Here is a 26,012-nt window from a genome sequence, read left to right on the forward strand (position 1 = left end):
CGGTCCCCGGACCGGCGCTGATGTGAGGATGCTGCCATGACGAACGCTTCGCGCGCTCAGGTCGATTTGGACGCCCTCGCGCGCGATATGCATCACGAGAATGCGCGGGGGCAGGGCGCGGCGAAGGCCGATCCCTTGGCCGAGCTCGCCCGGATCGTCGGGCAGGACGACCCGTTCCGCGCCCTCCTGGCAGCCCGTGATCAGATGCGCGCCGCGGCACCGCCCGAGACCCCGACCGGCTGGAACGGGCGGATCGAGCCGAGTTTCGCCCCGGAGCCCGTCAAGGCATCGCCGGCGGACGCCTTCGACCAGTATCTCGCCTCCGTCGAACGCGACACGCACGAGGAGGCGCCCTACGCCGGAATGGGCGATGCAGCCGCCAGCAGCGTCGATGAGACCTACGCGGATGACCGGCCCCTGTCGCGTGCCAATCCGCGGCGCCGGCTCGTCTCCGTGGCCGCCGGCATCGCCGTCGTGGCGGTCTCCGTCACCGGGGCGCTGACCTACAAGGGCCTGCACGGCGGCAGCCACGGCGGGGTACCGGTCGTGCAGGCGGATTCGACGCCCCTGAAGGTCGCGCCCAAGGTGGCCGACGGCGTCGAGATTCCCGATCAGAACCGGCAGATCTACGATCCGAAGGGCAAGAAGGACGGCCAGATCAAGATCGTGAACCGCGAGGAGCAGCCCCTCGACGTGGCCGAGGCGGCGCGCGCGGCGCAGGGCCCGACGCTCAGCCCGTCGAGCCAGGGCGGCACGACGCCGGGCAATGGCCCGTTCGAGGCGTTCGGCGAGCCGCGCCGTGTCCGGACCGTCGCGGTGAAGCCCGAGGCGCCGCCCGCACCGCCGGCCCGCGAGGCGGCACAGGCCGATGCGGGCCCGTCGCCCATCCCCACCATGGTGCTGCCAACCGACGAGCCGCCGCCGCCGGCGTCGAGGGCCAAGCCCAGCCGCCAGGCCGCCGCAGGCGCGCCGCCGGCCATACCCGCCCCGGTCGAGGCGGCCCCGGCTCCGTCCCCCGTCGAGGCGCCGCCGCCGAAGCCCGTGGCCGTCAAGCCGCCGCCGAAGGCCGCCCAGCGCGTCGCCACCGCGGGTCCGGTCTCCCTGCCGGATACCACCGCCAGCACCACCCGGTCCGACGACACGGCCGTGACCAGTGGCGCGGTCGGCGGGTTCGCGGTGCAGCTCGGTGTCCGCGGCTCGGCCGCCGAAGCGCGGGCAGCTCTGCATCAGATGCAGGGCAAGTACAGCCAGCTCGCCGGCAAGCCGGAGCTCATCCGTCAGGCCGAGGTCAACGGCAAGACTATCTTCCGCGTCCGCGTCGGGCCGCTTGAGAAGGCCGCGGCGTCGAGCCTGTGCAGCTCGCTGCAGAGCGCGGGCGGGCAGTGCTTCGTGGCGAAGAACTGACACGCCGGGCGTCCTCCTGCCGGTCGTCGTGATGGGGCCGATCGCGGTCCGTCCCGTCACGCTCGCGATGTCGATCGGGGTCGGACCCTGTGGGCGTCGGCCGCGCTGAGCAGGCCGTGCTCCGGATCCGAGTCCTGACGGCAACACTTTCGGCTCGCGCATCTCGTCCTGGCGGCTTGTCGTCGATTCGGCTTGCCGACTCCCCGTTCCCGCCCGACTCTGTACGCATCGAGTTGGCCTGGCCGAGCGTGTCTTCGCGTCGCGCACCCACCGAGTCCTGTTGAGACGTCCCGATGACCTCCCGTGCCCTGATTCTCGGTTGCGCCGGCAAGTCGCTTTCTGCCGAGGAGGCCGCCTTCTTCCGCGACGTGCGGCCCTGGGGCTTCATCCTGTTCAAGCGCAACATCGGTACGCCCGACGAGGTGCGGACCCTGACGGATGCCCTGCGCGCCTGCCTCGGCCGTGAGACGGCGCCCATCCTGATCGATCAGGAGGGCGGCCGGGTCCAGCGCATGGGTCCACCGCATTGGCCGGCCTATCCGGCGGGCGGCCGGTATGGACGTCTGAACGGCAGCGCCACGGCGATCGCCCGGCTCGGCGCGCGCCTGATGGCGCACGATCTCGCGGAGGTCGGCATCAACGTCGATTGCGCTCCGGTCCTCGACGTCCCGGCTCCGGGATCGCACGACATCATCGGCGACCGGGCCTACGGGACGAACCCGGGCTCCGTCGCCGCGATCGGCCGGGCGGTTGCCGAAGGCCTCATGGCCGGCGGGGTCCTGCCGGTGATGAAGCACATCCCGGGGCATGGCCGCGCCGCCTGCGACAGCCATCACGGATTGCCGATCGTGGACGCCAGCCGCGAGGCGCTGTCGGCGCAGGATTTCCGCCCGTTCAAGGCGCTCGCCGATCTGCCGATGGCCATGAGCGCCCACGTGGTCTTCACCGACCTTGATCCAGAGCGCCCGGCCACGCAATCCGCCACGGTCATCCGCGAGGTGATCCGGGGCGCGATCGGCTTCGACGGCCTGCTGATGACCGACGACCTGTCGATGCACGCCCTGAGCGGGACCTTCCGCGAACGGGCCGAGCGGGCCTTCACGGCGGGCATCGATATCGGCCTGCACTGCAACGGCGCGATGGACGAGATGCGCGCCGTCGCCGAGGCGGCCCCAGCCCTCTCGGGACGCGCCGCGGACCGGGCCGACGCCGCGCTGGCGCGGCTCGATCCGGCCGGCGACGATCTGGACGTACCGGAGGCGCGGGCGCAGTTCGCCGCGGCCCTGGCGGCCGCCTGACCCGCGGCCTTCCACCGCGGCCTTCCACCGCCTCTGGCACTGCCCGTGCTTGTGTTCGGGCGGCGTGATCCCTAGGTTCGCCCCGAAATCCTCAACCGGACGTGGCGTCCCGCTCCCGCTTTCCGGGGCGCACGCAGGAGGTTGCCATGGGCAGCATGAGTATCTGGCACTGGGTCATCGTCGCGGTCATCGTGATGCTGCTCTTCGGGCGCGGCAAGGTCTCCGACCTGATGGGTGACGTCGCCAAGGGCATCAAGGCGTTCAAGAAGGGCATGGCGGAGGACGAGACGCCGCCGGCGAGCCCGACCGTGGTGCCGCCGAGCGAACCCGTCCGCACGATTCCGCACACCGCCGAGACCAGCCCCGGCACCGCCATCCCGGCGAGCCACATCCCCGGCGGCGAGCGCAAGCCGGTCTAGGGGACTGCCACGGGACGTGCGCTGGTGTAGAGCCTGACGGGAACCGAGCTTCGGTTCCCCGGGCAGCAGGACCGTCGACGACATGCTGGACATGAGCTGGGGCGAGGTGATGCTGATCGGCGGCGTCGCCCTCATCGTCATCGGGCCGAAGGACCTGCCGAAGGCGCTGCGCACCGTCGGGCAGATCACCTCGAAGCTGCGGCGGATGGCCGGCGAGTTCCAGATGCAGTTCAACGAGGCGATCCGCGAGGCGGAGCTCGATGACGTGCGCCGCGAGGTCGACGGCATCCGCAACACCGTGCGCGGCATGGGCTCGACCTTCAACCCCGTCCAGACGATCCGCGACGAGTTGAAGGGGGCGGTCGAGGGGCGGGCCAAGGTCGGGTCGGAGACGCTCGGTCCCCCGCTGCCTGACGAGACGCGCTCCCTCGCCGAAGCCACGGCGCAGCTCAAGGCCGAGCAGGAAGCCCTGCCTTCCGCGCCGGATGTGGCATCCGCTGAACCGCATCCCGCCCCGGAACCTCCTGCCGCGGAAGCGCCGCTGCCGGTTCCCGGCTCGGTCGACGATCCGTTCGGGCCGCCGCCGGAGACGGAAGCCCGGCCGGCTCCCCATCAGGCTCCCGTCGATCCGAAGAACGGCGCCGCTGTCCAATGATCACCGACGCCGACGAGGCCGAGATCGAAGCCTCCCGGGCTCCGCTGCTCGAACACCTGATCGAGCTGCGTGCGCGGCTGATCAAGTCGCTCATTGCCTTCGTGGTGATGTTCTTCCTGTGCTTCTTCTTCTCGCGCGACATCTACAACGTTCTGGTCTACCCCTACGTTTCGGTGGTTGGCGCGCAGAACGCCGAGCTGATCGCGACGCACTTCCTCGAACAGGTCTTCACCAACATCAAACTCAGCGTCTTCGGCGCGGCCTTCCTGGCCTTTCCGGTGATCGCCACGCAGATCTACGCCTTCGTGGCTCCGGGCCTGTACCGGAACGAGCGCAAGGCGTTCCTGCCCTACCTCGTGGCCACGCCGATCTTCTTCCTGCTCGGCGCGCTGGTGGTGTTCTTCCTGGCGATGCCGCTGCTGATCAAGTTCTCGGTCTCGCTCCAGCAGGTAGGCGTGGCCGGCGAGCCGACGATCAAGCTGCTGCCCAAGGTCGACGAATACCTCTCGCTGATCATGACGTTGATCTTCGCGTTCGGCATCGCGTTCCAGCTGCCGGTCATCCTGACCCTGCTCGGACAGATCGGCATCATCGACGCGGCGTTCCTGCGCGAGAAGCGCCGCTACGCCATCGTGCTGGTGTTCGTCGCCGCCGCCGTACTGACGCCGCCGGACGTGATCTCACAGCTCTCGCTCGCGATTCCGATGCTGCTCCTCTACGAGGCGTCCATCTTCTCGGTGGCCCGGGTCGAAAAGCTGCGCACCGCGCGGCGGATCGAAGAGGGATTGGATCCGTAGGCCGCTCAATCCGGCGCGCGCAGGCGGTAGCCGACACCGGTCTCGGTAAGCAGGTAGTGCGGGCGCTCCGGGTCCGGCTCCAGCTTCTGCCGCAGCTGCCGAATGTAGACACGCAGGTATTGCGGGTCTGACGAGGCCGGTGCGTGGCGCATTAGCTGGGCGTGGGTGAGCACCTTCCCGGCATGCTGCACGAGCACGCGCAGGAACTCGTATTCGCGCGGCGACAGCTTCACCTCGCGCGCGCCGACCCGCACGATCCGGCGCACCAGATCGACCGAGAGGTCGTCGACCCGGAAGACGGGCCGCTCGCCCTGCATGGCGAGCCGATGCCGCAGCGCCGTGCGGATGCGGGCGAGCAATTCGTTCATGCCGAACGGCTTGGTCACGTAGTCGTCCGCCCCGAGATCCAGGGCCTCGACCTTCCCGCGCTCGTCGTCGCGGCTCGACAGAACAAGGACCGGCAGATCCGCCCATCGGTCGCGGATCGCCGCCAGGAGCGTATGGCCGGCCATGTCGGGCAGGCCGAGGTCGAGGATCACGAGGTCGATGCCCCCCGCCTCCAGGCTCGCCAGCGCCGTTGCGCCATCCCCGGCCTCGACGATCGCGTAGCCCTGCGTGCCGAGGCCGGTCCGGAGCAGACGCCGGATCGGCGGCTCGTCGTCGATGACCAGGATGCTGGCCGCGGTGGTCATTCCACCCGCAGCAGCACGTGCCGCTTCTTGCCGAAGGAGAGCTTGATGACGCCATCGGCCGTCAGGTCGCCCTGGCCGAGCATGGCCTTCTCGTCCGTGACCGGCACGTCGTTGACGCGCAGGCCGCCGCCCTTGATCTGGCGCCGGGCCTCGCTCGTCGAGGGCACGAGCTTGGCGATGTCCGGCCCGAAGGCCGTCAGCACGCCGAGCCCCGCCTCCAGCGTGGCGGCCGGCACCGCGACGCTGGGCAGGTCGGCCGCGAGCGTGCCCTCCACGAAGGTCTTGCGCGCCGTCTCGGCCGCCGCCTCCGCGGCCTCGCGGCCATGCATCAGGGCCGTCGCCTCGGTGGCCAGCACCATCTTGGCGGCATTAATTTCGGAGCCGGCGAGCGCCGCGAGCCGCGTGATCTCCTCCATCGGCAGCAGGGTGAACAGCTTGAGGAAGCGGGCCACGTCCGCATCCTCGGTGTTCCGCCAGAACTGCCAGTAATCGTAGGGCTTCAGCATGTCGGGGTTGAGCCAGACGGCGCCGGCGGCGGTCTTGCCCATCTTGGCGCCCGACGATGTGGTCAGCAGCGGGCAGGTCAGGGCGTAGAGCTGCGGCGTACCCATGCGGCGGCCGAGGTCGATGCCGTTGACGATGTTGCCCCACTGGTCCGAGCCGCCCATCTGCATCACGCAACCGTAGCGGCGGTTCAATTCCACGAAATCGTAGGACTGGAGGATCATGTAGTTGAATTCAAGGAACGAGAGTTCCTGGTCGCGCTCCAGGCGCAGGCGCACGCTGTCCATCGACAGCATGCGGTTCACCGAGAAATGGCGGCCCACATCGCGCAGCATCTCGATGTAGTTGAGCTTCGTCAGCCACTCGGCGTTGTCGACCATCACGGCGTCGTTCGCGCCTTCGCCGAAGCGCAGGAACCGGTCGAAGGTCTTACGGATCTCGGCCTTGTTGGCGTCGATCTGCTCGACGGTGAGGATCTTGCGCGTCTCGTCGCGGCCAGACGGGTCGCCGACCCGGGTGGTGCCACCGCCCATCAGGGCGATCGGCCGTCCGCCGGTGGCCTGCAGCCAGTGCAGCATCATGATCGACAGCAGATGCCCGACATGGAGGGAGGGCGCCGTGCAATCGTAGCCGACATAGGTGGTCAGCCGGCCCTCAACGGCGGCCGCATCGATCCCGGCGAGGTCGGAGGTCTGGTGGATATAGCCGCGCTCGGTCAGGATCCGGAGGAAATCGGATTTCGGCGCGAAGCTCTCGGCGGTCATGGATACAATCTCGGGTCGCGTGCTGGCGCGACAGGCCGAGGCCCCGCATGCTAGCTCGCGCTGGGTTCAGGATACGGCGGGCTCTTAGCAGGGCGTTGGCCGAAAGGCACGGGGCGGAACGGCATGGCGATGATGCGCGCGATCGGACTGATGAGCGGCACCTCGCTGGACGGCGTCGATATCGCGCTGATCGAGACCGACGGCGAGCGGGTCCACGTGGTCAAGGGGCACAACAACTTCCTGGAACCGCTGGGGCCGACCGGATACCGCGGCTACACGGATGACGAGAAGGCGCTCCTGCGCGCGGCCACGAAGGATGCGGAATCCGTCCTCCACCCCGGCGACCGGCCCGGTCGCCTGCCGGAGGCGGAAGCCTTCGTCACGCAGGCCCATGCCGAGTCGGTGGACCGCTTCCTGGAGGAGAATGGCCTCACCGCGTCCGAGATCGACGTCATCGGCTTTCACGGACAGACGGTGATCCACCGGCCGGACCAGCGCCTTTCCATTCAGATCGGCGACGGGCAGGCGCTGGCGACGCGGCTCGGCATCCCCGTGGTGTCCGACCTGCGCCGGGCCGATATCGAGGCCGGCGGGCAGGGGGCGCCGCTGGTGCCGGTGTTCCACAAAGCGCTCGCCGAGGCCTCAGGCTTCGACGGGCCGTTCGGCATCCTCAATATCGGCGGCGTCGCCAACGCGACCCTGATCGATTCAAAGGGCGGCGTCATCGCCTTCGATACCGGCCCCGGCAATGCCCTGATCGACGAATGGATGCAGGACCGCGAGGGCAAGAACCTCGACGATGGCGGCCGCACCGCCGCCCGCGGCCGGCCCGACGAGCAGCTCCTCGCGTGGCTGCTAACGCACCCATTCTTCTTCCGCAGGCCGCCGAAATCACTCGACCGGAACTGGTTCTCGCACAAGCTGGCGGGCCAGCTCTCGACCGAGGACGGCGCCGCCACGCTCACCGCCTTCACGGCTCGGGCCGTGGCCCGAGCCCTCGACCACGCCCCGGAGATCCCGACCCGCTGGATCGTGGCCGGCGGCGGCGCGCGCAACGGCGAGTTGGTGCGGCTGCTGAACTACCACCTGCGCAGCGAGATCACGACCGCGGACGCGATCGGCTGGTCATCGGCCTACCTGGAGGCGCAGGCCTTCGCCTACTTGGCTGTGCGCTCGCTGCAGGGGCTGCCGATCACCTTCCCATCGACCACCGGGGTCCGTGAGCCCATGACCGGCGGGGTTCTGGCGCGCCCGTGAGCCTCGGCTACGCCCTTCGGCGGATCATCGAGGAATACCCGCTCGCCCGGCTCGATCCGCCGGCCCGGCATCCGCTCGCCGCGGTGATCCGGAAGGGCGCGCCGGACGAGTTGCGCGACGCGCTGGCGTCGATCGACGGGCCCTTCCTCGTGAAGGGCAGCCCGGGGCGCGGCAGCAAATGGGCGGCCGTGCCGTGGATCGCGATCTTCGATCCCGCGATCACCACCAGCGCGACGCGGGGCTACTACCTCGTCTACCTCTTCCCGGCGCACCGCGAGGCGGTGCACCTGTCGCTGGCGCAGGGCACCGTGGCGGCCATCCGCGAGCACGGGGCCGGCGCGGGCGATCAGCTCCGCACGAGCGGTGCGATGCTCCGGGCGCGCCTCACTGACTTCGCCGACCGACTGCCGAATGAAACGATCAGCCTCGGCACGGCGGGCGAACTGCCGGAGGGCTACGAGGCGGCGCACATCATGGGGCTCACCTACGACCGCGACGCGCTCGGCGACGAGCGGCGGCTGCGGGCCGATCTCGCGGTGGCTGTCACGGCCTATCGGGCCATGAAGGCGCGGGGCGGCCTTGATACGCAGGCGCGTTCCGATCATAAATGTAGCGTATAAGCTACTTGCGCTGCGATGCCGGCGATTCGTCAAACCGAGATCTTCGCGGCCTGGTTCGCCGCGTTGCGTGACGAGCAGGCACGTGCCCGGATCAACGTCAGGATCAAGCGCCTCGCGCTGGGAAATCCGGGGGATGTGAGACCCGTTGGCGCCGGGGTGAGCGAGCTGCGTGTCGATTATGGGCCGGGCTATCGCGTGTACTTCGCTCAACGCGGCGAGGCGTTTGTCCTGCTTCTGTGCGGTGGCGACAAGCGAACGCAGGATCGGGACATCCGTCAGGCACAGTCAATCAACCGGCAGGAGCAGGGCAGATGACCATCGAAACCCGAGACTGGGACGTCGTGGAGCATCTCGATTCGCCGGAGCGTATCGCGGCCTATATCGAGGCCGTGCTGGAGGATGGGGACCCCGCGCTCATTTCTGCAGCGATCGGTGACGTGGCGCGGGCCCGCGGGATGACGCAGATCGCGTTCGAGACCGGGCGATCCCGTGAGAGTTTGTACCGGGCCCTGTCTGACAAGGGCAACCCGCAGCTCGATACGCTGGTGAGCGTCCTGAAGGCGATCGGCCTTCGGCTCAGCGTACAGCCGATCGCCGTGTCGAAGCCGACCTAGCACCTGGATTCTGCACCATCGTTTGTGCCCCCGCCGCTCCCGCGCTAAGGCAGCCGGGCCATGTCGCACAACACCTTCGGCCACCTGTTCCGCGTCACGACCTTCGGCGAGAGCCACGGGGTCGCGCTCGGCTGCGTGGTCGATGGCTGCCCGCCCGGCCTGCCGCTGGAGGCGGAGGAGATCCAGGCGGAACTCGATCGGCGCAAGCCCGGCCAGTCACGCTTCACCACCCAGCGCCGCGAGCCCGATCAAGTGAAGATTCTGTCCGGCGTCTTCGCCGACGACCGCACCGCTGGCCGCCAGTTGACCACCGGCACGCCGATCGCGCTGATGATCGAGAATACGGATCAGCGCTCCAAGGACTATTCCGAGATCCGCGACAGCTACCGGCCCGGCCACGCCGACTACACCTACGATGCGAAGTACGGCATCCGCGACTATCGCGGCGGTGGCCGCTCCTCCGCCCGGGAGACCGCCGCGCGGGTGGCCGCCGGCGCAGTGGCGCGCAAGGTCATTCCGGCCATCACCATCCGGGCGGCCCTCGTCCAGATGGGACCGCATGCCATCGACCGGTCGCGCTGGGACTGGGCTGAGGTCGAGTGCAATCCGTTCTTCTGCCCCGACGCGGAGATGGCCACGTTCTACGAAAGCTACCTCGACGCGATCCGGAAGGACGGCTCGTCGGTGGGCGCCGTGATCGAGGTGGTGGCCGAGGGCGTCCCGCCGGGCCTCGGCGCGCCGATCTACGGCAAGCTCGACGCGGAACTCGCCGCCGCGATGATGTCGATCAACGCCGTGAAGGGCGTCGAGATCGGCGACGGCTTCGCGGCGGCGGCGCTCCGCGGCGAGGACAACGCCGACGAGATGCGCGCCGGCAACGATGGGCGCCCCCGCTTCCTGGCCAACCACGCGGGCGGGATCCTCGGCGGCATCTCCAGCGGCGAGCCGGTGGTGGTGCGCTTCGCCGTGAAGCCGACCTCCTCGATCCTGACGTCACGCCGCTCCGTCACCCGCGACGGCGTCGAGGTGGACCTCGTCACCAAGGGCCGCCACGATCCCTGCGTGGGCATCCGCGCCGTGCCGGTGGCGGAGGCCATGATGGCGTGCGTGCTCGCCGATCATTATCTGCGCCACCGCGGACAGGTCGGGCCGCAGGCCTGATCCCGGTCGCAGTTCCAACGTTTCGAGAATGCCCGTGCCCCATTGCACCGTCACCGAGGCCATCGCGGCCTTTGCCAAGGGCGAGATCGTGGTTGTCACCGACGACGACGACCGCGAGAACGAGGGCGACCTCGTCGTCGCGGCCTCGCTTTGCACGCCGGAGAAGATGGCGTTCATCATCCGCAACACCTGCGGCATCGTCTGCGCGCCGATCACGCAGGGCGAGGCGCGACGGCTGCATCTCGCACCGATGGTCGCCTCGAACGATGCGCCGCTCGGCACCGCCTTCACCGTGACCGTGGATGTGAAGCACGGGCTTACCACGGGCATCTCGGCCGAGCAGCGCTGCAACACGGTCCGGGCGCTGGCCAACGGCAATATGGGCGCCGGCGATTTCGTGCGCCCCGGACACGTCTTCCCGCTGATCGCCCGCGATGGCGGCGTGCTCATGCGCTCGGGCCACACCGAGGCCGCGGTCGATCTCTGCCGGCTGGCCGAGCTGCCGCCCGTGGGCGTGATCTGCGAACTCGCCAACGACGACGGCACCGTGATGAAGGGGCCGCAGATCGAGGCCTTCGCCGAGAAGCACGGGCTGAAGCAGGTCTCGGTGGCCGATCTCATCGCCTATCGGCAGGCCCGGGACCGGCTGGTGGAGCGGGTCGGGCATTTCCCCGTCCGGTCGAATCACGGCGACATGAACGCCTACGTGTTCTCGACGCCCTTCGAGACGATCCAGCAATTCGCCTTCGTGATGGGCGAGATCGGCGACGGGCGCGACGTGCTGGTGCGCCTTCACCGCTCCAACGTCGCGGCCGACGTGATCGGCGGCGGCAAGCAGATCGATGCGGTGCTGAAGCGCTTCGCGGACGCGGGACGCGGGGTGCTGGTCTATCTTCGCGACGGGACCGCGGGCGTACCGGTCAAGAGCGTCACAGACGAGGGCACCGAGGCTTTGCGCGCCCGCCAGTGGCGTGAGGTCGGCCTCGGCGCGCAGATCCTGCGGGATCTCGGGGTGGTCTCGTTCCGGAACCTCGCAACCTCGTCGCGCGCCTATGTCGGCCTGTCGGGTTTCGGCATCGAGCACCTGGGCGACGAGCCGCTGGAGGCCTGACGGCAAGGTCAGACGCGGCGCGCCACCGTCCAGATCGCGGCGCCGGCCATGATGGCGGCCGCACCGCGCTTCAGCCGCCGGTGGAATGCTGCGGTCTGCAAGGCCTGCCGGGCCCGTGACGCCAGGGCCGCGTAGGGCGTCATCACCACGGCCACGACCAGCGCCGTGACGGCGACGAGCCCGGCAAAGTCGCTTCGGGTGACAGTCCGGAGATCCAGGACGGTGGGCAGCACCGCGAGATAGAACACGATCGTCTTGGGGTTGGCGAGCGTCACGGTCAGCCCGGCGAAAAAGCTTCCGAAGGGACGGTCGGCGCCCCGCCCCGCGACGGGCTGCGCGCGCGCTGCGGCGCGCCAGAGCTGAATCGCCAGATAGCCGAGATACAGGCCGGCGCCGATCCGGACCACGACGAACACGTCGCCGAGCGCCTCGGCGACGCGGGTCAGCCCGAAGACCGCGGCCGCCAGGAAGGTCAGGTCGCCCAGCATCAGGCCCGCGGCGAATGCCATGCCGGCCCAAAAACCCGAAGCCAGCGCCCGGGCGACGAGGGCCACTACGCCGGGGCCCGGAATCGCGGCGGCGATGCCCAGCGCCAGCGCGTAGGCCAGGAAACCCGCCGTCGTCATCGCGCACATCCTGGCCGACGGCTGACGTCCGGCGACAGGGATCGGCTCGCCACTGTCATGATCCTGATTCCCCCGAAAGCCTATGGCTACGGCGGGATCCGGCGATTTCGCAACCGTCGCTCGCGCTTACCGCCCCATCAGCGCGTCGACATGCGCGGCGGCCGACTTGGCGAGACCTTCGAGGCTGTAACCGCCTTCCAAGACCGAGACGATGCGCCCACCCGCGCAACGGTCCGCCAGATTCATCAGCTGACGCGTCGCCCAGGCGAAATCCTCCGCCTCGAGACGTAGATTCGCGAGGGGGTCGAGGCGATGCGCATCGAACCCCGCCGAGATCACGATCAGGTCCGGCCGAAACGTCTCCAGGCGCGACAGGATTCCGGTCTCGAACGCCTCGCGAAACACCTCGCCGTCGTCGTTGGGCCGCAGCGGCACGTTGACGATCGTATCCTTGTCGCCGCGCTCAGAGGCCGCGCCGGACCCTGGATAGAGCGGCATCTGATGCGTCGAGCAGTACAGGACGGAGCCGTCGTCCCAGAAGATGTCCTGGCTGCCGTTGCCGTGGTGGACGTCCCAGTCGACGAGCGCCACGCGCCCGGCGCCGTGCTTCGTCTGGGCGTAGCGGGCCGCGATGGCGGCGTGGTTGAACAGGCAGAACCCCATGGACCGGGTCCGCTCCGCATGGTGACCCGGCGGCCGCATGGCCACGAAGGCGTTGCGGCACTCCCCCGCTACGACGGCGTCGACCGCGTGCGTCGCACCGCCGATCGCGCGCAGCGTCGCCTCCAGGCTGCCGGCCGACAGGACCGTGTCCGAATCGATCCCGACCATGCCGGTCTCCGGCACCGCCGCGACCAGAGCGTCGACATAGGAGCGGGGATGGGCGAGCGCGGCGGTCTCCAGCTCCGCACGGGGCGCCGAGGCGCGCACGAGGCCAGCGAATCGCTCGTCTTCCAGCGCGCGCTCGACGGCCCGCATCCGGGCCGGCCGCTCCGGATGGCCCTCCGGCACGAGGTGATCGAAGCTGGCGGGATGGCTCACGTACAGTGTGGTCACGACGGTCGCTCCCGGGTCCGATCCTGTCACGCGCCTGCAACAGGAGACGGCAATGTGCCACGGTCGCAACGCGCGGACTACGGCCGCGTGCCCGTCACGATTAGGCTTGTCCCGGTTGTCTTAGGATTTCCCCAGTCGCCGAAGGGTCTTCGGTGCAGGATCCAACGTCGAGACCGGCTTCATGCGCATCGTCCCGATCATCGTCTGTGCCGGTCTCCTGGCGGGCTGCACCTTCAAGGGCGTGCCGGATCCCGCCCTGTCGGCGCGCGACGCGGAATTCATGGCGCTGGTGCCGGAGGCCGAGTTCGATCCGCATTTCGCCCGCTACGAGATGAACGATCCGACCCATGAGCCGCCCGGCACCATCGTGGTCGAGACCAGGGAGCGCCAGCTCTACCTCGTCCAGCCCGGCGGGAAGGCGCTCCGCTACGGCGTCTCGGTGGGCGACGAGGCCTATGGCTGGACGGGTCGGGCGTCCGTCGACCGCAAGGCGGAATGGCCCGCCTGGAACCCACCCGCCGAGATGATCAAGCGCTGGCCGCACGTCCACGCCATGCAGGGCGGCCCGATGAACCCGCTGGGCGCCCGCGCCCTCTACCTGACGGATCACGGCAGGGACACGCTGTACCGGATCCACGGCACCAACGAGCCCGAGAAGATCGGTCAGGCGGTCTCGTCGGGCTGCATCCGGATGCGCAACATCGACGTGGTCGACCTCTACAATCGCGTGCCCGTCGGGGCGACGGTCATCGTCCGGTAACGCAACCGGTCAACGTCCCGATAAGCCTGCTTGCTTGGGGGGTGTTTACCTGAACTTCCATTCAGATCTGGCCATTAACGACTGGCAGGGAAGCCGTCCCGTAGGTTGAAGACACACAGGGACTAGCGCCGACCGCAGTAAAGGTCGGGGAGGCAGGCGACCATGACCATGATTTCCGTTCAACAGTTCTGCAACCATGCCGTTTCGGCCGGCACGATCAGCGACGAGGACCTGCTGGTCCTCCAGCGCGAGGTTCTCCCGGACGGCCTGATGACCCGCGAAGAGGCCGACCTGCTGATCGCCCTGGAGCGCGCGGTGATCGGTTCCGACGCCTTCGCCGATTTCCTCGTGGCCTCCGTCGTCGATTTCGCCGTGTGGGGCACCCGGCCAACCGGGTACATCGACCGCGACGTCGCGGCGTGGCTCGCCGCTTCGCTCAGCGGTCGCGATGGCCCGAGCCCGGTCGGCGCGCGGATCGCCATGGAGATCGTCCGGGAAGCCCAGGGCAGCGCCGAATCGCTGATGGCCTTCGCCCTCGAAGCCAACCGCCGGGCCCACGACAGCAACCAGCCCGCGCGCATGAGCTTTGCACTGGCGGCGTGAGCCTCCCCCGAAGGCGCAGCTTCCGTCTGTCGCGCAACTGATCTATCGGGACTGTCAAGCCGGTGCGCAGTCCGGCGATCTCGGAAGCAGTGCGCCAGCGATGTTCGACAAGATCCTGATCGCAAACCGGGGCGAGATCGCCTGCCGGGTCATCAAGACCGCCCGGAAGATGGGCATCAGGACCGTAGCGGTCTATTCGGATGCCGATCGCGACGCCGTGCACGTCGCCATGGCGGACGAGGCCGTCCATATCGGTCCGGCCGCAGCTTCGGAATCGTATCTGGTCATCGACAAGATCGTCGAGGCCTGCAAGCAGACCGGTGCCCAGGCCGTCCATCCCGGCTACGGCTTCCTCTCAGAGCGCGAGGCCTTTCCGAAGGCACTCGAAGCCGCCGGCATCGTGTTCATCGGCCCGAATCCCGGCGCCATCGCCGCCATGGGCGACAAGATCGAGTCGAAGAAGGCGGCAGCCGCCGCCGAAGTCTCGACCGTCCCGGGCTTCCTCGGCGTGATCGAATCACCCGAGCACGCCAGGACGATCGCCGACGAGATCGGCTATCCCGTCATGATCAAGGCGTCCGCGGGCGGCGGCGGCAAGGGCATGCGCATCGCCCACTCGGGTGATGAGGTGGCGGAGGGCTTTGCCCGCGCCAAGTCGGAGGCAGCCTCATCCTTCGGCGACGACCGCGTCTTCATCGAGAAATTCATTACCGATCCGCGGCATATCGAGATCCAGCTGATCGGCGATAAGCACGGCAACGTCGTGTATCTCGGCGAGCGCGAGTGCTCGATTCAGCGTCGCAACCAGAAGGTGATCGAGGAGGCGCCGTCGCCGCTCCTCGACAAGAAGACCCGCCGCAAGATGGGCGAGCAGGCCGTCGCGCTCGCCAAGGCGGTGAACTACGATTCGGCCGGCACGGTCGAGTTCGTCGCCGGGCAAGACAAGTCCTTTTACTTCCTGGAGATGAACACCCGGCTCCAGGTCGAGCATCCGGTGACCGAGATGATCACCGGCCTCGATCTCGTCGAGCTGATGATTCGCGTCGCGGCCGGCGAGAAGCTGCCGATCACCCAGGACGACGTGAAGCTGAACGGCTGGGCCGTGGAGAGCCGCGTCTACGCCGAGGATCCGATCCGCAACTTCCTGCCCTCGATCGGCCGGCTGACCACCTACCGGCCGCCGGAGGAGGGGCAGCAGGGCAAGGCGATCGTGCGCAACGATACCGGCGTGGAGGAGGGCGGCGAGATCGCCATCCACTACGATCCCATGATCGCCAAGCTGGTGACCTGGGCGCCGAGCCGCGCCGAGGCGATCGCCGCACAGGGCGAGGCCCTCGACGCCTTCGCGATCGACGGCATCCGCCACAACATCCCGTTCCTGTCGGCCCTGATGGCGCACCCGCGCTGGCAGGAGGGCCGCCTCTCCACCGGCTTCATCGCCGAGGAGTTCCCGAACGGCTTCACCGCGCCGGAACCCGCGGGCGAGGTGGCGCACCGGATGATGGCCGCCGCGGCGGCGATCGACCACAAGCTCAACCAGCGCAAGCGCGGCATCTCCGGGCAGATGCGCGCCCCGGGGCTCTTCGCCTTCGAGCGGGACCGTGTGGTGATCCTCGCCGGGCAATCCTATTCCGTCACGGTCGAGCCCGAGGGTGAGGATCTCCTGATCACCCAGGATGACGGCAAGGCCTTGACGGTCGCGAGCACTTGGCGCCCGGGCGAGCCGGTCTGGATCGGCACGATCGGGTCCGAACGCGTTGCCATCCAGGTGCGCAGCCTGCTCAACGGCGTGTTCCTGCAGCATGCCGGCGCGGCCGCCGAGGCCCGGGTCTATACCCGCCGCGAAGCCGAACTCGCCGCGCTGATGCCGGTGAAGGAGCAGGCGGGTTCGGGCAAGCAGGTGCTCTGCCCGATGCCCGGGCTCGTGAAGCAGATCCTCGTGGCCGAGGGCCAAGAGGTGAAGAACGGCGAGCCGATCGCGGTGGTCGAGGCGATGAAGATGGAGAACGTGCTCCGCGCCGAGCGGGACGCGACCGTGGGTAAGATCCATGCGAAGGAAGGCGAGAGCCTCGCGGTCGACGCGGTGATCCTGGAATTCGCCTGAGCCGTTCCCGTTCGTCGTGAGTGCGGTTCACAACGAGCAGACGAAGCTGCTGGCGACAGCGCTGAACAACGTTGCCGTCGCTTACGTCGTCATCGGCTTCTTCACCCCGATGACGGCGGCAAGTTTCGGTGTTGCGAGCGCACCGGCGATGCGCATTGACAATGCGGTCTTCACGATCGTTTGGCTGTGCACCGGATGCGCACTACATTACGCGGCAAGGCGTGCCCTTCGGAGCATGAAGCCGTGAATTACGATTGGTTTTTCATCACGTTCGGCATCCCGGCGCTCACGTTGATGATCGCCTATGCGGCCGTACGCGCGAACGAACGAGCAGCGCGGCGCCTCGATCGTCCAGCGGGCGAGTAAGCGCGCCTGAATCGTCCGGCATGCCCCTCTACTTCGCCTACGGCGCCAACATGGATGCCGCCGCGATGGCCTTGCGTTGCCCGGTCTCGCGGCTGATCGGCGGCGGGCATCTGCCGGATTACCGATTCATCATCATGCGCGAGGGCTACGCCTCGGTGGTGCGCGACCCCATGCGCATCGTCTGGGGTGTGTTGTGGGAACTCGCCAGCGACGACATTCCGGCCCTCGACCGCTACGAGGGCGTCGCGGGCGGCCTGTACACGAAGGCGACGCTGCCGGTCCGGACGTCGGGCGGCGTCAAGCGCGCCTTGATCTATCTCGGTTGCTCCACCGCGCCCGGTCGCCCACGTCCCGGATACCTTGAGGCAGTCCTGGCGGCGGGGCGCGCGGCGCAGTTGCCGCCGGCTTACCTGCGTGAACTCGGCAGTTGGTCGCGCGGCCTTCCGGCCTGACGGCGCCGCAACTGGTACGCGACATGCTTGCTCACGATCGAGCTGGCGGGCGAAGGGATTCACCGCGCCCGGCCAGCCATCCGTGATTGCGCAGGGCGCCCGTCGGTCAACGGCGATCGGCGCGCGTCTGCGAGGGAGTTGTCCGCATGTCGTATCTGGCGCCCGCCGATTTCGTGAAGAAGGCCGTCGATGCCGGTGAAGCGAAGGTCTTCATGGCCACCAAAGACACATTCATCCGCGCCTACATGGCCGGCGCGATCCTGGCGCTGGCCGCAGCCTTCGCGGTGACGATCAACCAGACCACCGGCCAGCCGCTCGTCGCCGCGCTGCTGTTCCCGGTCGGCTTCTCGATGCTGTACCTGCTGGGCTACGACCTGTTCACCGGCGTCTGCGTGCTGACCCCGCTGGCGCTGATCGACAAGCGACCCGGCGTCACCGTCGCGGGCGTCGCGCGCAACTGGGTGCTGGTGTTCTTCGGCAACTTCGCGGGGGCGCTCACCACCGCGGTGATGATGTCGATCGTGTTCACCTTCGGCTTCGCCACCGAGCCGAACGCCGTCGGCAAGCTCATCGCCGGCATCGGCGAGGCCCGGACGCTCGGCTACGAGAAGTTCGGCGCCTCCGGGATGCTGACGCTCTTCGTGCGCGCCATGCTGTGCAACTGGATGGTCTCGACCGGCGTCATCGGCGCCATGCTGTCCACCTCGGTGCCCGGCAAGGTGATCGCCATGTGGATGCCGATCACGGTGTTCTTCTTCATGACCTTCGAGCACTCGGTCGTGAACATGTTCCTGTTCCCGTCGGCGATCCTCATGGGCGGTCACCTGACCGTCATGGACTACCTGCTGTGGAACGAGATCCCGACGCTGATCGGCAACATCGTCGGCGGGATCGCCTTCACCGGCCTGATGCTCTACTCCACGCACGTTCGCACGGGCGCCACGCGGTCGGCGGCCATCGAGGCGAACATGCGGCGCCCGATCGCGGCCGAGTGAGGTCCCCCGGACCCGCGCGGTTCACGCGCGGGTCCCCGGGGCGGGTTCGGATCGACATGGGCGAGACACGGACGGTCTCCGTCGTCATCGAAGGGCGGGTGCAGGGCGTTTCGTATCGGGCCTGGACCCAGAATGAGGCCCGGGCTCGCGGCCTGACCGGCTCGGTGCGCAATCGCGAGGACGGCACCGTCGAGGCCGTTTTCAGCGGCGCGCCCGAGGTTGTGGCCGACATGCTGACCCTGTGCCGGTCGGGGCCACCCGCCGCCCGCGTCACCGACATCACCGTGCGTGAGCAGGACGACCCGCCCGATCGTCAGGGATTCCAGATCCTGCACGACTGAGCCGGCGGGCTCCGGACGGCTTCTGCGCCGGCGCCGGGGCTGATATGCGTCGCGGCTTGCCGCGAACACGTTATTCGAGACGCATGACCGATCTTTCCGCCGGCCAGGCCGCGTTCTCGCCCCTGGATCTCGGAGCGCTGCTGTACTTCATCCTCGCCTGGGTGGCGTACGGGCTGTCCGTCGGCCGGTTGCGGGGCCGGATGGTCTCCCTCAGCCAGATCATGAACGGCCACCGCTCGAACTGGGCGCGTCAGGTGATCGGCCGCGACAACCGGGTGGTCGACACGCAGATCAACGCCTCCTTGCAGAACGGCACCGCCTTCTTCGCGTCCACCTCGCTGATCGCCCTGGGATCGGTCCTGACCCTGTCGCGCTCCGGTGACGACGTCCTGAACCTGTTCGCCACGCTGCCGTTCGGCATGGTCGCCAGCCGGCTCACCTGGGAGTTGAAGGTCGCGGGCCTCGCCCTGGTCTTCGTCTATGCCTTCTTCAAGTTCGCCTGGGCCTACCGGCTGTTCAATTATGCGGCGATCCTGCTCGGCGCAGTGCCATCGAAGGGCTCCGGGGCATCGGAGGCCGAGATGCTGCGCGCCGTCCGGCGACTGGCCGCGATGAACGTCACCGCCGGCCGCCATTTCGCGCGTGGGCAGCGGGCGTTCTTCTTCGCCCTGGCCTATCTCGGCTGGTTCATAAGCCCCTACGTGCTGTTCGTCTCGACATCGGCGGTGGTGGTCATCATGTGGCGGCGGCAGTTCGCCTCCGAGATCCGCGCGGCGCTGCTCGAAGCCGGAGAGGGCCCACACGAGGGCCCGCTCCTGCCGCCCCTGGAAGAGGCCCGGACATGACCGAAACAAGACCGGACGACGCGGCGATCGAAAAGACCATGCTGGGCCTCGTGGGCGCGCGAGGGGCGGACAAGACAGTGTGTCCCTCCGAGGTCGCCCGGGCGCTGGGTGGCCCGCATCCGGACGGCTGGGGTCCCCTGATGCAGCCGGTGCGCCGGGTCGCCGTGCGCCTCGCCCATGCCGGCCGCGTCGCGATCCTGCGCAAGGGCAAGCCGATGGATCCGGACGATTTCCGCGGCATCTATCGGCTGGCGCTGCCCGAGCGCGCCTCCGGACCCGGCAGCCAGTCCGGCGTGTAGCCCGCCCACCGGTACACCACGAGGCCGATCCACTCCTTCACCCCCAGATCGAGCTGGAGCAGCCCGTCCGAGGCGAAGCCGTTGAAGCGGGTCAGGTCGCCCCAGCCGCGCGTCCGGTAATCGACCGGGAAGGCGTCGACGGTAAACCCGGCCTGTCGGAAGCACCCGACCGCCCGGGGCATGTGCCATGCGGATGTCACGAGGAGCCAGCGCTCGCCGGGCTTCGGTTGGACCAGGGCTGCGGTGAACTGCGCGTTCTCGTGGGTGTTGCGCGAGCGGTTCTCCAGGATCAGGCGCGTGCGGGGGACGCCGATCGTATCGGCCTGACGGCTGACGATGTCGGCCTCCGAGATTCCGCCGCCGATGAAGCCGCTGCCGCCGGAGAAGACCAGCCGCGCTGCCGGAAAGCGGCGGGCCAGATCGGCCAGATAGATCGGCCGCTCGCCGGCATCGTTGACGATGACCTGCGCCCGCGCCTCGGACAGGCCGGCCTCGATCCCGCCGCCCAGAACGATGATGCCGGTGGGTGCCGGCCCATCCGTCGGGAACGCCGGAAAGCGCTGTTCGAGCGGGAGAAGGACTGCCTCCGAAAGGGGCGCCAAGCCCCCGAGGGCCAGCCCGGCGGCGCCCAGCAGCGCGAGGATGCTTCCGGTCCGGCGAAGCCGCGCCACGAGCAGCAGCACGCCGATCAGGACCGCGAAGATGAAGAAGTTGGAGGGGGTGATCAGGAAGTAGACCACCTTCGAGAGCGGGAAGAACGCGGAGTTCACGCCGTCTTTGTCTCCGCCTGGAACCGCTCCAGCGCCGCCGCATCGGGGGGCAGAAGGCCGGCGAGGCTCTCACCTCGCTCCACCTCGCGCTGAATCCAGAGATCGAGGCGCTGCTGCTCGACGGCCTCGAGGGCGACCCGCTCGGCGAGGGCGACGGGCAGCGCCACGATCCCGGCCGCGGTACACACGACGATGTCGCCCGGATGGATCGCGGCCCCGCCGCACGTGACGGGCTGTTGCGTGCCGACGAGCGCGAGCGTGCCCGTCCCGCCCTGGGCGGCGCTCCAGTGCGGAAGACCGATCTCCTCGGGCAGGGCGGCATCGGTGACGAGGCCCACGGCGCCGCGTTGGGCGAGCCGGGCCGCCAGGATGGCGCTGAAGGGCAGGGGCAGCCCTGGTCCGCCGGCCTCGATCACCACGACCGATCCCTCGGGCACGCTTTCGATCGCGGCGGCGAGATCGCCCGCCGCATCGTCGCGGGCCGGGATCATCCGCAGGGTATAGGCGGTCCCGATCGCGGTCCCGCCGCCTGCCGACAGACCCTTCGGGTTGAACGCCTTGACGCCCGCCCGCGTCAGGGCGCGGGCGAGGCTCGCGGTGGTCACCGCGGAAAGCGCGTCATGCAGGGTCGGGTCGATCGCCATCGGGCCTTCCTTCAAGCGGTGCGATCCGCGCCGCACGCTGTGCCAAGGTGGATCCGGCGCGCGCGACGGCAAGCCCGCGGAGACGCTAGCCGATCGGCTCGCCCAGGGCCCGGGCGGCGGCGGCCCGGGCGGCGATCCGCTCGTACCACCGGCGCAGGGCCGGGCGCTCGACGCGTTCGGCCGGAAGGTTCAGCCAGCGGTGCGCCGCGCAGCCGAGGGCGATGTCGGCGATTCCGAAGCTGTCGCCGACCGCGTAGGCCCGATCCGTCAGGTGGGCGTCGAGGATCGCCGCCTGCGCCTCGGTCTTGCGCAGCGACTCGGCGATGAGGGCACGGTCAGGGTCGGGCGAGCGTAACAGCTGCCAGAAGGCGTCCCGCATGGCGGGCGTGAAGGTCGTCGCCTGCCAGTCGAGCCATTGATCGATCTGGGCGCGGGCCCGGGGATCCTCGGGCAGCGCCAGAGCCGGGCTGGTGGTCGCCAGATAGCGGAGAATCGCGTTCGACTCCCAGAGGACGAAGCCGTCCTCCTCCAGCGTCGGCACGAGGCCGTTCGGGTTCAGGGCGCGATAGGCCGGATCGGCGACGATCCCGAAGGCGCCCCCCGCATCGATCCGCTCGTAGGCGAGCCCGGCCTCGTCGAGCCCCCAGACCGCCTTCTGCACGTTCACCGAAGTGAGACGGCCCCAGAGTTTCCGCATCGTCACGTCTTCATGCTCACGCTTTGGGCGGATAGGCGTGGACGCGCCCCTCCGGATCGGTGACCGATTGCCCGTCCTGAGTGTCGGACAGATAGTTCGGTCCGACCGGCACCTTGCCGTGGCCGCCGGGAATGTCGAGCACGTAAGTCGGCTGTGCGAGCCCCGAGAGCCGTCCGCGCAGCGTGCGCATCAGCGCCTGTCCCTCCGTGAGGCCGGTCCGCAGATGGCTCGTTCCCGGCGCGAGATCGCCGTGATGCAGGTAGTAGGGCTTGATCCGATTCTCGACGAAGGTCCGCATCAGGGCTTCGAGCGTCCCGGCCTCGTCGTTGACCCCGCGCAGCAGCACGGTCTGGCTGACCATCGGGATCCCGGCATCGACCAGCCGGGCGCAGGCCGCACGCGCGGCCGGGGTGAATTCGCGCGCATGGTTGGCGTGGATGGCCACGAACACGGCGCCCCGGAAGCGCCGCAGGGCCTGCACGAGATCCTCCGTCACCGTGTCGGGTTTGACGACCGGAACGCGGGTGTGGATCCGCATCACACCGACATGCTCGATGGCCGACAGCCGCTCCGCGATATCGCCGAGACGTCGGGCCGAGAGGGCGAACGGATCGCCGCCGGTCAGGACGACCTCCCAGATCCGCGGATCCTGCGCGATATACGCGATGGCCGCCTGAAGCTCGGCCTCGCTCAAGGTCCCGAGCCCGTTTGGCCCGACCATTTCGCGGCGGAAGCAGAAGCGGCAATAGACCGGGCAGATGTGCAGCGGCTTCAGCAGCACCCGGTCGGGATAGCGATGGACGATCCCCGTCACGGGGGCGTGCGCGGCGTCGCCGATCGGGTCGGCGCGTTCCTCGGGCGCGGCCCGGCCTTCCTCGACGGTCGGCACGAACTGGCGGGCGATCGGGTCGTCGGGGTCCGAGGGGTCGATCAGCTCGGCCATGTCGGGCGTTAGCGCGATGGCGTAGCGCGCGAGGACCGTGCGCAGCATGTCGGCCTCGATATCCGAGATCAGGCCGGCGGCGACCAGATCCTCGGCGTTGCGCAGGGCCTGGGTCACGCCTGGGTCTCCGCCACCGGGGTCCAGATCACATCGTCGATGCGGGCGGCGCCGCAGGCCAGCATGGCCAGGCGATCGAAGCCGAGGGCGATCCCGGAGGCGTCGGGCATCATCGCCAAGGCCGCCAGAAAATCCTCATCGATCGGGTAACGTTCGCCGTAGACGCGCAGCTTCTCCGCCATCTCATCCTCGAACCGGCGACGCTGCTCGACCGGGTCGGTCAGCTCGCCGAACGCGTTGGCGAGCTCGACCCCGCAGACATACAGCTCGAAGCGCTCGGCCACCCGGCCGTCCTGCGGTGCCGGCCGGGCGAGGGCCGCCTCGCACACGGGATACTCGCACAGGATGGTCGGCCGCCCGAGGCCGAGCTGCGGCTCGATTCGCGCCACCAGAACTCGGGAGAAGAGATCGGCCCAGGTGTCGTCCGGCGCAACCCGCAGATCGGCGGCGGCCACCGCGCAAGCGAGGGCCGCCCGATCCGTCTCGCCGCTGCGCGATACGGTGGCGAGCAGGTCGATGCCGGCGAAACGGTCGAACGCCTCGGCGAGCGTCAGCCGCTCGGGCTCCGCGAAGGGATCTGCGTCCCGGCCGCGATACGTGAAGCGGCGCGCTCCGGTCGTGGCGGCGGCGAGCCTCAGCAAGTCGGCGCAGTCGGTCATGAGCGCCGTGTAGGGCGCCCCGGCCCGATACCATTCGAGCATCGTGAATTCGGGATGGTGCAAAGGGCCCCGTTCCCGATTTCGAAAGACCCGGGCCAAGCTGAACAGCCGCATCTCGCCGGCGGCCAGCAGCTTCTTGCAGGCAAATTCGGGGGATGTGTGCAGATAGAGCGGCGTGCGTGCGCCGCCGGCGCCGATCGCCTCGGTAGCGAAAGCCGAGAGATGCGCTTCGTTGCCCGGCGACACCTGCAGGCAAGCCGCCTCGACCTCGACGAAGTCCCGCTCGGCGAACCAGGTTCGGAGCGCCGCGGTGAGGCGGTTGCGCTGGATCAGCGCCGACCGGCGATCGGCGTGACGCGCGACGGCCCACCAGGGCGAAGGTGCGTCCGTCATGGAGAAGTCGGTCCGGCCCATGCTCTTCCTCGGCGCCGACGCGCCGTCATCGGCTCACAACGACAAATCGGCCGCCCGCTGGCAACCGGGACGCAGATGCGATAGTGGCGGGGTCCGAGATGCAGCGCCCGCGCTTGGCGCGTGCCGCCCCCCATGTCAATGCAGGACGCAATTCCGTGAAGGTGATCGCCTCAACGCTTCGCAAGGGCAACGTCGTCGAAAAGGACGGCAAGCTCTACGTGATCCTGTTCGCCGAGAACATCCATCCCGGCAAGGGCACGCCGGTGACCCAGCTCGACATGCGCCGCATCACGGACGGCGTGAAGGTGTCCGAGCGTTACCGGACGACCGAGCAGGTCGAGCGCGCTTTCGTGGAAGATCGCGAGCACACCTTCCTGTACAGCGACGGCGAGGGGTTCCACTTCATGAACCCCGAGAACTACGAGCAGATCGCCGTGCCGGAGGACGTGGTCGGCGACGCCGCGCCCTACCTGCAGGAGGGCATGGCCGTCATGCTGTCCGTCCACAACGGCGTGCCGCTGACGATCGAGCTGCCGCAGCGCGTGACCCTGGAGGTTGCCGAGACCGAGCCTGTCCTGAAGGGGCAGACCGCTTCGTCGTCCTACAAGCCCGCCACGCTCTCGAACGGCGTTCGCACGACCGTGCCGCCGCATATCGCGGCCGGGACGCGGGTCGTCGTCATGACGGCCGACGGGGCCTACGTGGAACGCGCCAAGGACTGAGCCAGTCAGGCGGACGTCAACGCGGCGCGTGGGCGGCGTTCTCCAGGGTGGCGTAGCAGCCCTGTGAGAGCGCCTGGGCCCGCAGCCGTTCCGAGGGGCTGAACGGCCGGCCATCCTCGCGGAAGAGATCCTCGCGCAGCAGCGCGTCCGAGGTGCAGCGGGCGGCGATCCGGCAGAGCGGCGGCTCGCCGCCGGTGCGGGTGCAGATCCTCACGTAGTCGGCCCGGAACGCCTGCAGGCCCGCGCGGGGGTTGGCACCGGTCAGGCTCACCACGCCGGTGAGCAGGGCGAGCAGCACCGGCTGATGGACTAGGTAGAAGGCGAGGCTGTGGCGACCCAGGAGGGTCATACCACGCCCGAAGGCCGAGCTTGGGGCCCAGGCGCCGAGGCGCGAACCGGCGAGCCTCGGCAGCCCGATCCGGCCGAGGACGATCCCGGCAAGCACCAGCCCGAACCACGGAAACAGCGGCACGTAATCGTTCGTCCGCGGCGGCACCGCGCCGAGGCCCAGGAAGAGCAGGACGGGCGCGTCGAGGAACGCCGCGTGCACGACATACGGCGCCGCCAGCACCAGCGCCGTTGCGACCGCCGTCACCGGGACGGGCAGATACAGGAAGGCGAGCCCCAGCACGCTCGACACGGCGATGCAGTGCAGGATGCCGAAGAACACGTAGGCATCCGGAAACGCCAGCCATGTGCCCAGGGTGACCAGGAGGGCACCGCCACCGACCCGGGCCAGGCGCAGCAGGGTCGGCCGCAGCCGGATGCCGCCGCCGTTCATCAGCACGAGCCCAACACCGACCAGCACGAGGAAGCTGCCGGCGATCATCTCGGCGGCCCGATGCCCGGCCGGCGTCACGGCGTAGTTCTCTGCGGTCAGCCGCAGATATCCCAGGTCCCAAAGGGTGTGATAGCTCGCCATGGCCACGAGGGCCGTGGCCCGAGCCGCATCGATCACCGGCAGGCGGCGATGGCGGGCTTCGGCGGGGGAGGCGAGCGCACGAAGGGCAGGGGCTGCGTCGGCGGACATGTCGGCGAACCCAAATCACGGCAGCCCGGGCCCTGCCAAGGGGCTGCGGTGGCTTGCGGGCGGGCAACGGGGTGTCGCCGAGAGCCGGTGTCCGGCTCTCGCAAACGTGAACCGCGGCCCAGATCGTCCGCGGGTCGTTCGGGCTGGCCACCCCTGTGCGCGCTGCGCAGGCGTCGCGGTGCGTTTGCGCGCGCCATCTGCGGCCAAACGACTGTTGCCGCCGCGCATACACGCGCCGAGATTGCAACTCGGCCAAGCTGGCCTGCCAGCGAA

General features: G+C 69.2%; 32 protein-coding genes. 22 read left to right on the forward strand and 10 right to left on the reverse strand.

The window, feature by feature from the left end:
- Positions 1 to 36 precede the first annotated feature (36 nt).
- From AAHG09_RS08695 to tatC, 5 genes are all read left to right on the forward strand, one after another.
- Positions 37 to 1,404, forward strand: a complete 1,368-nt coding sequence (locus AAHG09_RS08695; RefSeq protein WP_342106668.1) for an SPOR domain-containing protein — start codon at positions 37 to 39, stop codon at positions 1,402 to 1,404.
- Between the two features lie 293 nt (positions 1,405 to 1,697).
- Positions 1,698 to 2,702 carry a beta-N-acetylhexosaminidase gene (gene nagZ, locus AAHG09_RS08700; RefSeq protein WP_342106669.1) on the forward strand — a complete coding sequence of 335 codons (1,005 nt, stop codon included), beginning with the start codon at positions 1,698 to 1,700 and terminating at the stop codon, positions 2,700 to 2,702.
- Positions 2,703 to 2,848: 146 nt separating this feature from the next.
- A complete protein-coding gene (locus AAHG09_RS08705) occupies positions 2,849 to 3,121 on the forward strand; it encodes a twin-arginine translocase TatA/TatE family subunit (RefSeq protein WP_243919529.1) in 273 nt (90 codons plus the stop codon).
- 82 nt (positions 3,122 to 3,203) lie between these two features.
- The gene (tatB, locus tag AAHG09_RS08710; RefSeq protein ID WP_342106671.1) at positions 3,204 to 3,776 is read left to right on the forward strand and encodes a Sec-independent protein translocase protein TatB; all 573 of its coding nucleotides are present in this window, start codon (positions 3,204 to 3,206) and stop codon (positions 3,774 to 3,776) included.
- Positions 3,773 to 4,573, forward strand: a complete 801-nt coding sequence (gene tatC, locus AAHG09_RS08715) for a twin-arginine translocase subunit TatC (protein WP_342106672.1) — start codon at positions 3,773 to 3,775, stop codon at positions 4,571 to 4,573. Before tatB ends, tatC begins: the two co-directional genes overlap by 4 nt.
- A 5-nt stretch (positions 4,574 to 4,578) precedes the next feature.
- Here the strand turns inward: tatC and AAHG09_RS08720 are convergent, their stop codons facing one another.
- Positions 4,579 to 5,265, reverse strand: a complete 687-nt coding sequence (locus AAHG09_RS08720; RefSeq protein WP_342106673.1) for a response regulator transcription factor — start codon at positions 5,263 to 5,265, stop codon at positions 4,579 to 4,581.
- Complete coding sequence (gene tyrS, locus AAHG09_RS08725; RefSeq protein ID WP_342106675.1) at positions 5,262 to 6,533, reverse strand: tyrosine--tRNA ligase; 1,272 nt, start codon at positions 6,531 to 6,533, stop codon at positions 5,262 to 5,264. Before tyrS ends, AAHG09_RS08720 begins: the two co-directional genes overlap by 4 nt.
- A gap of 123 nt (positions 6,534 to 6,656) precedes the next feature.
- On the opposite strand from tyrS, the gene AAHG09_RS08730 reads away from it, so the two are divergent.
- Genes AAHG09_RS08730 through ribB form a run of 6 tightly spaced genes read left to right on the forward strand, consistent with a single transcriptional unit; the run spans position 6,657 to position 11,296 of the window.
- Positions 6,657 to 7,790: an anhydro-N-acetylmuramic acid kinase gene (locus AAHG09_RS08730; RefSeq protein WP_342106676.1), complete on the forward strand. Its 1,134-nt coding sequence runs from the start codon at positions 6,657 to 6,659 to the stop codon at positions 7,788 to 7,790.
- Positions 7,787 to 8,410: a DUF3578 domain-containing protein gene (locus AAHG09_RS08735; protein WP_342106677.1), complete on the forward strand. Its 624-nt coding sequence runs from the start codon at positions 7,787 to 7,789 to the stop codon at positions 8,408 to 8,410. Before AAHG09_RS08730 ends, AAHG09_RS08735 begins: the two co-directional genes overlap by 4 nt.
- Positions 8,411 to 8,425: 15 nt before the next feature.
- On the forward strand, positions 8,426 to 8,725 hold the full coding sequence (locus AAHG09_RS08740) for a type II toxin-antitoxin system RelE/ParE family toxin (RefSeq protein ID WP_342106678.1): 300 nt from the start codon (positions 8,426 to 8,428) through the stop codon (positions 8,723 to 8,725).
- Positions 8,722 to 9,024, forward strand: coding sequence for an addiction module antidote protein (locus tag AAHG09_RS08745; RefSeq protein ID WP_342106679.1), 303 nt, complete (start codon positions 8,722 to 8,724; stop codon positions 9,022 to 9,024). The genes AAHG09_RS08740 and AAHG09_RS08745 overlap by 4 nt, the downstream gene beginning before the upstream one ends.
- A 60-nt stretch (positions 9,025 to 9,084) precedes the next feature.
- Positions 9,085 to 10,185, forward strand: coding sequence for a chorismate synthase (aroC, locus tag AAHG09_RS08750; RefSeq protein WP_342106680.1), 1,101 nt, complete (start codon positions 9,085 to 9,087; stop codon positions 10,183 to 10,185).
- A gap of 34 nt (positions 10,186 to 10,219) precedes the next feature.
- Positions 10,220 to 11,296 (forward strand): 3,4-dihydroxy-2-butanone-4-phosphate synthase, encoded by a 1,077-nt coding sequence (ribB, locus tag AAHG09_RS08755; RefSeq protein WP_342106682.1) that lies wholly within the window; start codon positions 10,220 to 10,222, stop codon positions 11,294 to 11,296.
- Positions 11,297 to 11,304: 8 nt separating this feature from the next.
- Here the strand turns inward: ribB and AAHG09_RS08760 are convergent, their stop codons facing one another.
- Together AAHG09_RS08760 and AAHG09_RS08765 are read right to left on the reverse strand one after the other, a co-directional pair.
- On the reverse strand, positions 11,305 to 11,922 hold the full coding sequence (locus AAHG09_RS08760) for a LysE family translocator (protein ID WP_342106683.1): 618 nt from the start codon (positions 11,920 to 11,922) through the stop codon (positions 11,305 to 11,307).
- A 126-nt stretch (positions 11,923 to 12,048) separates the two neighbouring features.
- Entirely contained in the window at positions 12,049 to 12,978 is a 930-nt protein-coding gene (locus tag AAHG09_RS08765; RefSeq protein ID WP_342106684.1) for a histone deacetylase family protein, read from the reverse strand.
- Positions 12,979 to 13,159: 181 nt separating this feature from the next.
- Between AAHG09_RS08765 and AAHG09_RS08770 the strand changes: the two genes are divergently transcribed.
- The 10 genes from AAHG09_RS08770 (at position 13,160) to AAHG09_RS08815 (ending at position 19,743) form a co-directional block, all read left to right on the forward strand.
- Positions 13,160 to 13,738: a L,D-transpeptidase gene (locus AAHG09_RS08770; RefSeq protein ID WP_342106685.1), complete on the forward strand. Its 579-nt coding sequence runs from the start codon at positions 13,160 to 13,162 to the stop codon at positions 13,736 to 13,738.
- A 162-nt stretch (positions 13,739 to 13,900) separates the two neighbouring features.
- Positions 13,901 to 14,341, forward strand: coding sequence for a hypothetical protein (locus AAHG09_RS08775; RefSeq protein WP_342106687.1), 441 nt, complete (start codon positions 13,901 to 13,903; stop codon positions 14,339 to 14,341).
- A gap of 100 nt (positions 14,342 to 14,441) precedes the next feature.
- On the forward strand, positions 14,442 to 16,445 hold the full coding sequence (locus tag AAHG09_RS08780) for an acetyl/propionyl/methylcrotonyl-CoA carboxylase subunit alpha (protein WP_342106688.1): 2,004 nt from the start codon (positions 14,442 to 14,444) through the stop codon (positions 16,443 to 16,445).
- Positions 16,446 to 16,461: 16 nt separating this feature from the next.
- Positions 16,462 to 16,692, forward strand: a complete 231-nt coding sequence (locus AAHG09_RS08785) for a hypothetical protein (RefSeq protein WP_342106689.1) — start codon at positions 16,462 to 16,464, stop codon at positions 16,690 to 16,692.
- Positions 16,689 to 16,811, forward strand: a complete 123-nt coding sequence (locus AAHG09_RS08790; RefSeq protein WP_342106690.1) for a hypothetical protein — start codon at positions 16,689 to 16,691, stop codon at positions 16,809 to 16,811. The genes AAHG09_RS08785 and AAHG09_RS08790 overlap by 4 nt, the downstream gene beginning before the upstream one ends.
- Positions 16,812 to 16,831: 20 nt before the next feature.
- Positions 16,832 to 17,263 (forward strand): gamma-glutamylcyclotransferase family protein, encoded by a 432-nt coding sequence (locus tag AAHG09_RS08795; protein ID WP_342106691.1) that lies wholly within the window; start codon positions 16,832 to 16,834, stop codon positions 17,261 to 17,263.
- Positions 17,264 to 17,409: 146 nt separating this feature from the next.
- A complete protein-coding gene (locus AAHG09_RS08800; protein WP_342106693.1) occupies positions 17,410 to 18,258 on the forward strand; it encodes a formate/nitrite transporter family protein in 849 nt (282 codons plus the stop codon).
- Between the two features lie 56 nt (positions 18,259 to 18,314).
- Positions 18,315 to 18,599, forward strand: coding sequence for an acylphosphatase (locus AAHG09_RS08805; protein ID WP_342106694.1), 285 nt, complete (start codon positions 18,315 to 18,317; stop codon positions 18,597 to 18,599).
- Between the two features lie 83 nt (positions 18,600 to 18,682).
- On the forward strand, positions 18,683 to 19,444 hold the full coding sequence (locus tag AAHG09_RS08810) for a DUF599 domain-containing protein (RefSeq protein WP_342106695.1): 762 nt from the start codon (positions 18,683 to 18,685) through the stop codon (positions 19,442 to 19,444).
- Positions 19,441 to 19,743 (forward strand): DUF3253 domain-containing protein, encoded by a 303-nt coding sequence (locus AAHG09_RS08815; RefSeq protein ID WP_342106696.1) that lies wholly within the window; start codon positions 19,441 to 19,443, stop codon positions 19,741 to 19,743. Before AAHG09_RS08810 ends, AAHG09_RS08815 begins: the two co-directional genes overlap by 4 nt.
- Here the strand turns inward: AAHG09_RS08815 and AAHG09_RS08820 are convergent.
- The 5 genes from AAHG09_RS08820 to epmA form a co-directional block, all read right to left on the reverse strand.
- The gene (locus tag AAHG09_RS08820; protein WP_342106698.1) at positions 19,686 to 20,513 is read right to left on the reverse strand and encodes a YdcF family protein; all 828 of its coding nucleotides are present in this window, start codon (positions 20,511 to 20,513) and stop codon (positions 19,686 to 19,688) included. The two genes, AAHG09_RS08815 and AAHG09_RS08820, sit on opposite strands and share 58 nt — an antisense overlap.
- On the reverse strand, positions 20,510 to 21,157 hold the full coding sequence (locus AAHG09_RS08825; RefSeq protein WP_342106699.1) for an RraA family protein: 648 nt from the start codon (positions 21,155 to 21,157) through the stop codon (positions 20,510 to 20,512). Before AAHG09_RS08825 ends, AAHG09_RS08820 begins: the two co-directional genes overlap by 4 nt.
- Before the next feature lie 85 nt (positions 21,158 to 21,242).
- Positions 21,243 to 21,854 carry a glutathione S-transferase family protein gene (locus AAHG09_RS08830; RefSeq protein WP_342106827.1) on the reverse strand — a complete coding sequence of 204 codons (612 nt, stop codon included), beginning with the start codon at positions 21,852 to 21,854 and terminating at the stop codon, positions 21,243 to 21,245.
- A 16-nt stretch (positions 21,855 to 21,870) separates the two neighbouring features.
- Positions 21,871 to 22,914, reverse strand: a complete 1,044-nt coding sequence (locus AAHG09_RS08835; RefSeq protein WP_342106700.1) for a lysine-2,3-aminomutase-like protein — start codon at positions 22,912 to 22,914, stop codon at positions 21,871 to 21,873.
- On the reverse strand, positions 22,911 to 23,966 hold the full coding sequence (gene epmA, locus AAHG09_RS08840; RefSeq protein ID WP_342106828.1) for an EF-P lysine aminoacylase EpmA: 1,056 nt from the start codon (positions 23,964 to 23,966) through the stop codon (positions 22,911 to 22,913). The genes AAHG09_RS08835 and epmA overlap by 4 nt, the downstream gene beginning before the upstream one ends.
- 119 nt (positions 23,967 to 24,085) lie before the next feature.
- On the opposite strand from epmA, the gene efp reads away from it, so the two are divergent.
- Positions 24,086 to 24,709, forward strand: coding sequence for an elongation factor P (gene efp, locus AAHG09_RS08845; protein ID WP_342106829.1), 624 nt, complete (start codon positions 24,086 to 24,088; stop codon positions 24,707 to 24,709).
- 16 nt (positions 24,710 to 24,725) lie between these two features.
- Here efp and AAHG09_RS08850 read toward each other — a convergent pair whose 3' ends face one another.
- Entirely contained in the window at positions 24,726 to 25,739 is a 1,014-nt protein-coding gene (locus tag AAHG09_RS08850) for a DUF1624 domain-containing protein (RefSeq protein ID WP_342106701.1), read from the reverse strand.
- Between the last annotated feature and the right edge of the window lie 273 nt (positions 25,740 to 26,012).

It is taken from the genome of Methylobacterium guangdongense (assembly GCF_038442355.1).
Taxonomy (GTDB): Bacteria; Pseudomonadota; Alphaproteobacteria; order Rhizobiales; family Beijerinckiaceae; genus Methylobacterium; species Methylobacterium guangdongense.

Excerpts from the sequence above, each read along its gene's own strand:
- AAHG09_RS08695 (WP_342106668.1), top strand. The coding sequence starts at position 37 with ATGACGAACGCTTCGCGCGCTCAGGTCGATTTGGACGCCCTCGCGCGC.
- nagZ (WP_342106669.1), top strand. The coding sequence starts at position 1,698 with ATGACCTCCCGTGCCCTGATTCTCGGTTGCGCCGGCAAGTCGCTTTCT.
- AAHG09_RS08705 (WP_243919529.1), top strand. The coding sequence starts at position 2,849 with ATGGGCAGCATGAGTATCTGGCACTGGGTCATCGTCGCGGTCATCGTG.
- tatB (WP_342106671.1), top strand. The coding sequence starts at position 3,204 with ATGCTGGACATGAGCTGGGGCGAGGTGATGCTGATCGGCGGCGTCGCC.
- tatC (WP_342106672.1), top strand. The coding sequence starts at position 3,773 with ATGATCACCGACGCCGACGAGGCCGAGATCGAAGCCTCCCGGGCTCCG.
- AAHG09_RS08720 (WP_342106673.1), bottom strand. The coding sequence starts at position 5,265 with ATGACCACCGCGGCCAGCATCCTGGTCATCGACGACGAGCCGCCGATC.
- tyrS (WP_342106675.1), bottom strand. The coding sequence starts at position 6,533 with ATGACCGCCGAGAGCTTCGCGCCGAAATCCGATTTCCTCCGGATCCTG.
- AAHG09_RS08730 (WP_342106676.1), top strand. The coding sequence starts at position 6,657 with ATGGCGATGATGCGCGCGATCGGACTGATGAGCGGCACCTCGCTGGAC.
- AAHG09_RS08740 (WP_342106678.1), top strand. The coding sequence starts at position 8,426 with ATGCCGGCGATTCGTCAAACCGAGATCTTCGCGGCCTGGTTCGCCGCG.
- AAHG09_RS08745 (WP_342106679.1), top strand. The coding sequence starts at position 8,722 with ATGACCATCGAAACCCGAGACTGGGACGTCGTGGAGCATCTCGATTCG.
- aroC (WP_342106680.1), top strand. The coding sequence starts at position 9,085 with ATGTCGCACAACACCTTCGGCCACCTGTTCCGCGTCACGACCTTCGGC.
- AAHG09_RS08760 (WP_342106683.1), bottom strand. The coding sequence starts at position 11,922 with ATGACGACGGCGGGTTTCCTGGCCTACGCGCTGGCGCTGGGCATCGCC.
- AAHG09_RS08770 (WP_342106685.1), top strand. The coding sequence starts at position 13,160 with ATGCGCATCGTCCCGATCATCGTCTGTGCCGGTCTCCTGGCGGGCTGC.
- AAHG09_RS08775 (WP_342106687.1), top strand. The coding sequence starts at position 13,901 with ATGACCATGATTTCCGTTCAACAGTTCTGCAACCATGCCGTTTCGGCC.
- AAHG09_RS08780 (WP_342106688.1), top strand. The coding sequence starts at position 14,442 with ATGTTCGACAAGATCCTGATCGCAAACCGGGGCGAGATCGCCTGCCGG.
- AAHG09_RS08795 (WP_342106691.1), top strand. The coding sequence starts at position 16,832 with ATGCCCCTCTACTTCGCCTACGGCGCCAACATGGATGCCGCCGCGATG.
- AAHG09_RS08800 (WP_342106693.1), top strand. The coding sequence starts at position 17,410 with ATGTCGTATCTGGCGCCCGCCGATTTCGTGAAGAAGGCCGTCGATGCC.
- AAHG09_RS08805 (WP_342106694.1), top strand. The coding sequence starts at position 18,315 with ATGGGCGAGACACGGACGGTCTCCGTCGTCATCGAAGGGCGGGTGCAG.
- AAHG09_RS08810 (WP_342106695.1), top strand. The coding sequence starts at position 18,683 with ATGACCGATCTTTCCGCCGGCCAGGCCGCGTTCTCGCCCCTGGATCTC.
- AAHG09_RS08815 (WP_342106696.1), top strand. The coding sequence starts at position 19,441 with ATGACCGAAACAAGACCGGACGACGCGGCGATCGAAAAGACCATGCTG.
- AAHG09_RS08825 (WP_342106699.1), bottom strand. The coding sequence starts at position 21,157 with ATGGCGATCGACCCGACCCTGCATGACGCGCTTTCCGCGGTGACCACC.
- AAHG09_RS08830 (WP_342106827.1), bottom strand. The coding sequence starts at position 21,854 with ATGCGGAAACTCTGGGGCCGTCTCACTTCGGTGAACGTGCAGAAGGCG.
- epmA (WP_342106828.1), bottom strand. The coding sequence starts at position 23,966 with ATGACGGACGCACCTTCGCCCTGGTGGGCCGTCGCGCGTCACGCCGAT.
- efp (WP_342106829.1), top strand. The coding sequence starts at position 24,086 with ATGCAGCGCCCGCGCTTGGCGCGTGCCGCCCCCCATGTCAATGCAGGA.
- AAHG09_RS08850 (WP_342106701.1), bottom strand. The coding sequence starts at position 25,739 with ATGTCCGCCGACGCAGCCCCTGCCCTTCGTGCGCTCGCCTCCCCCGCC.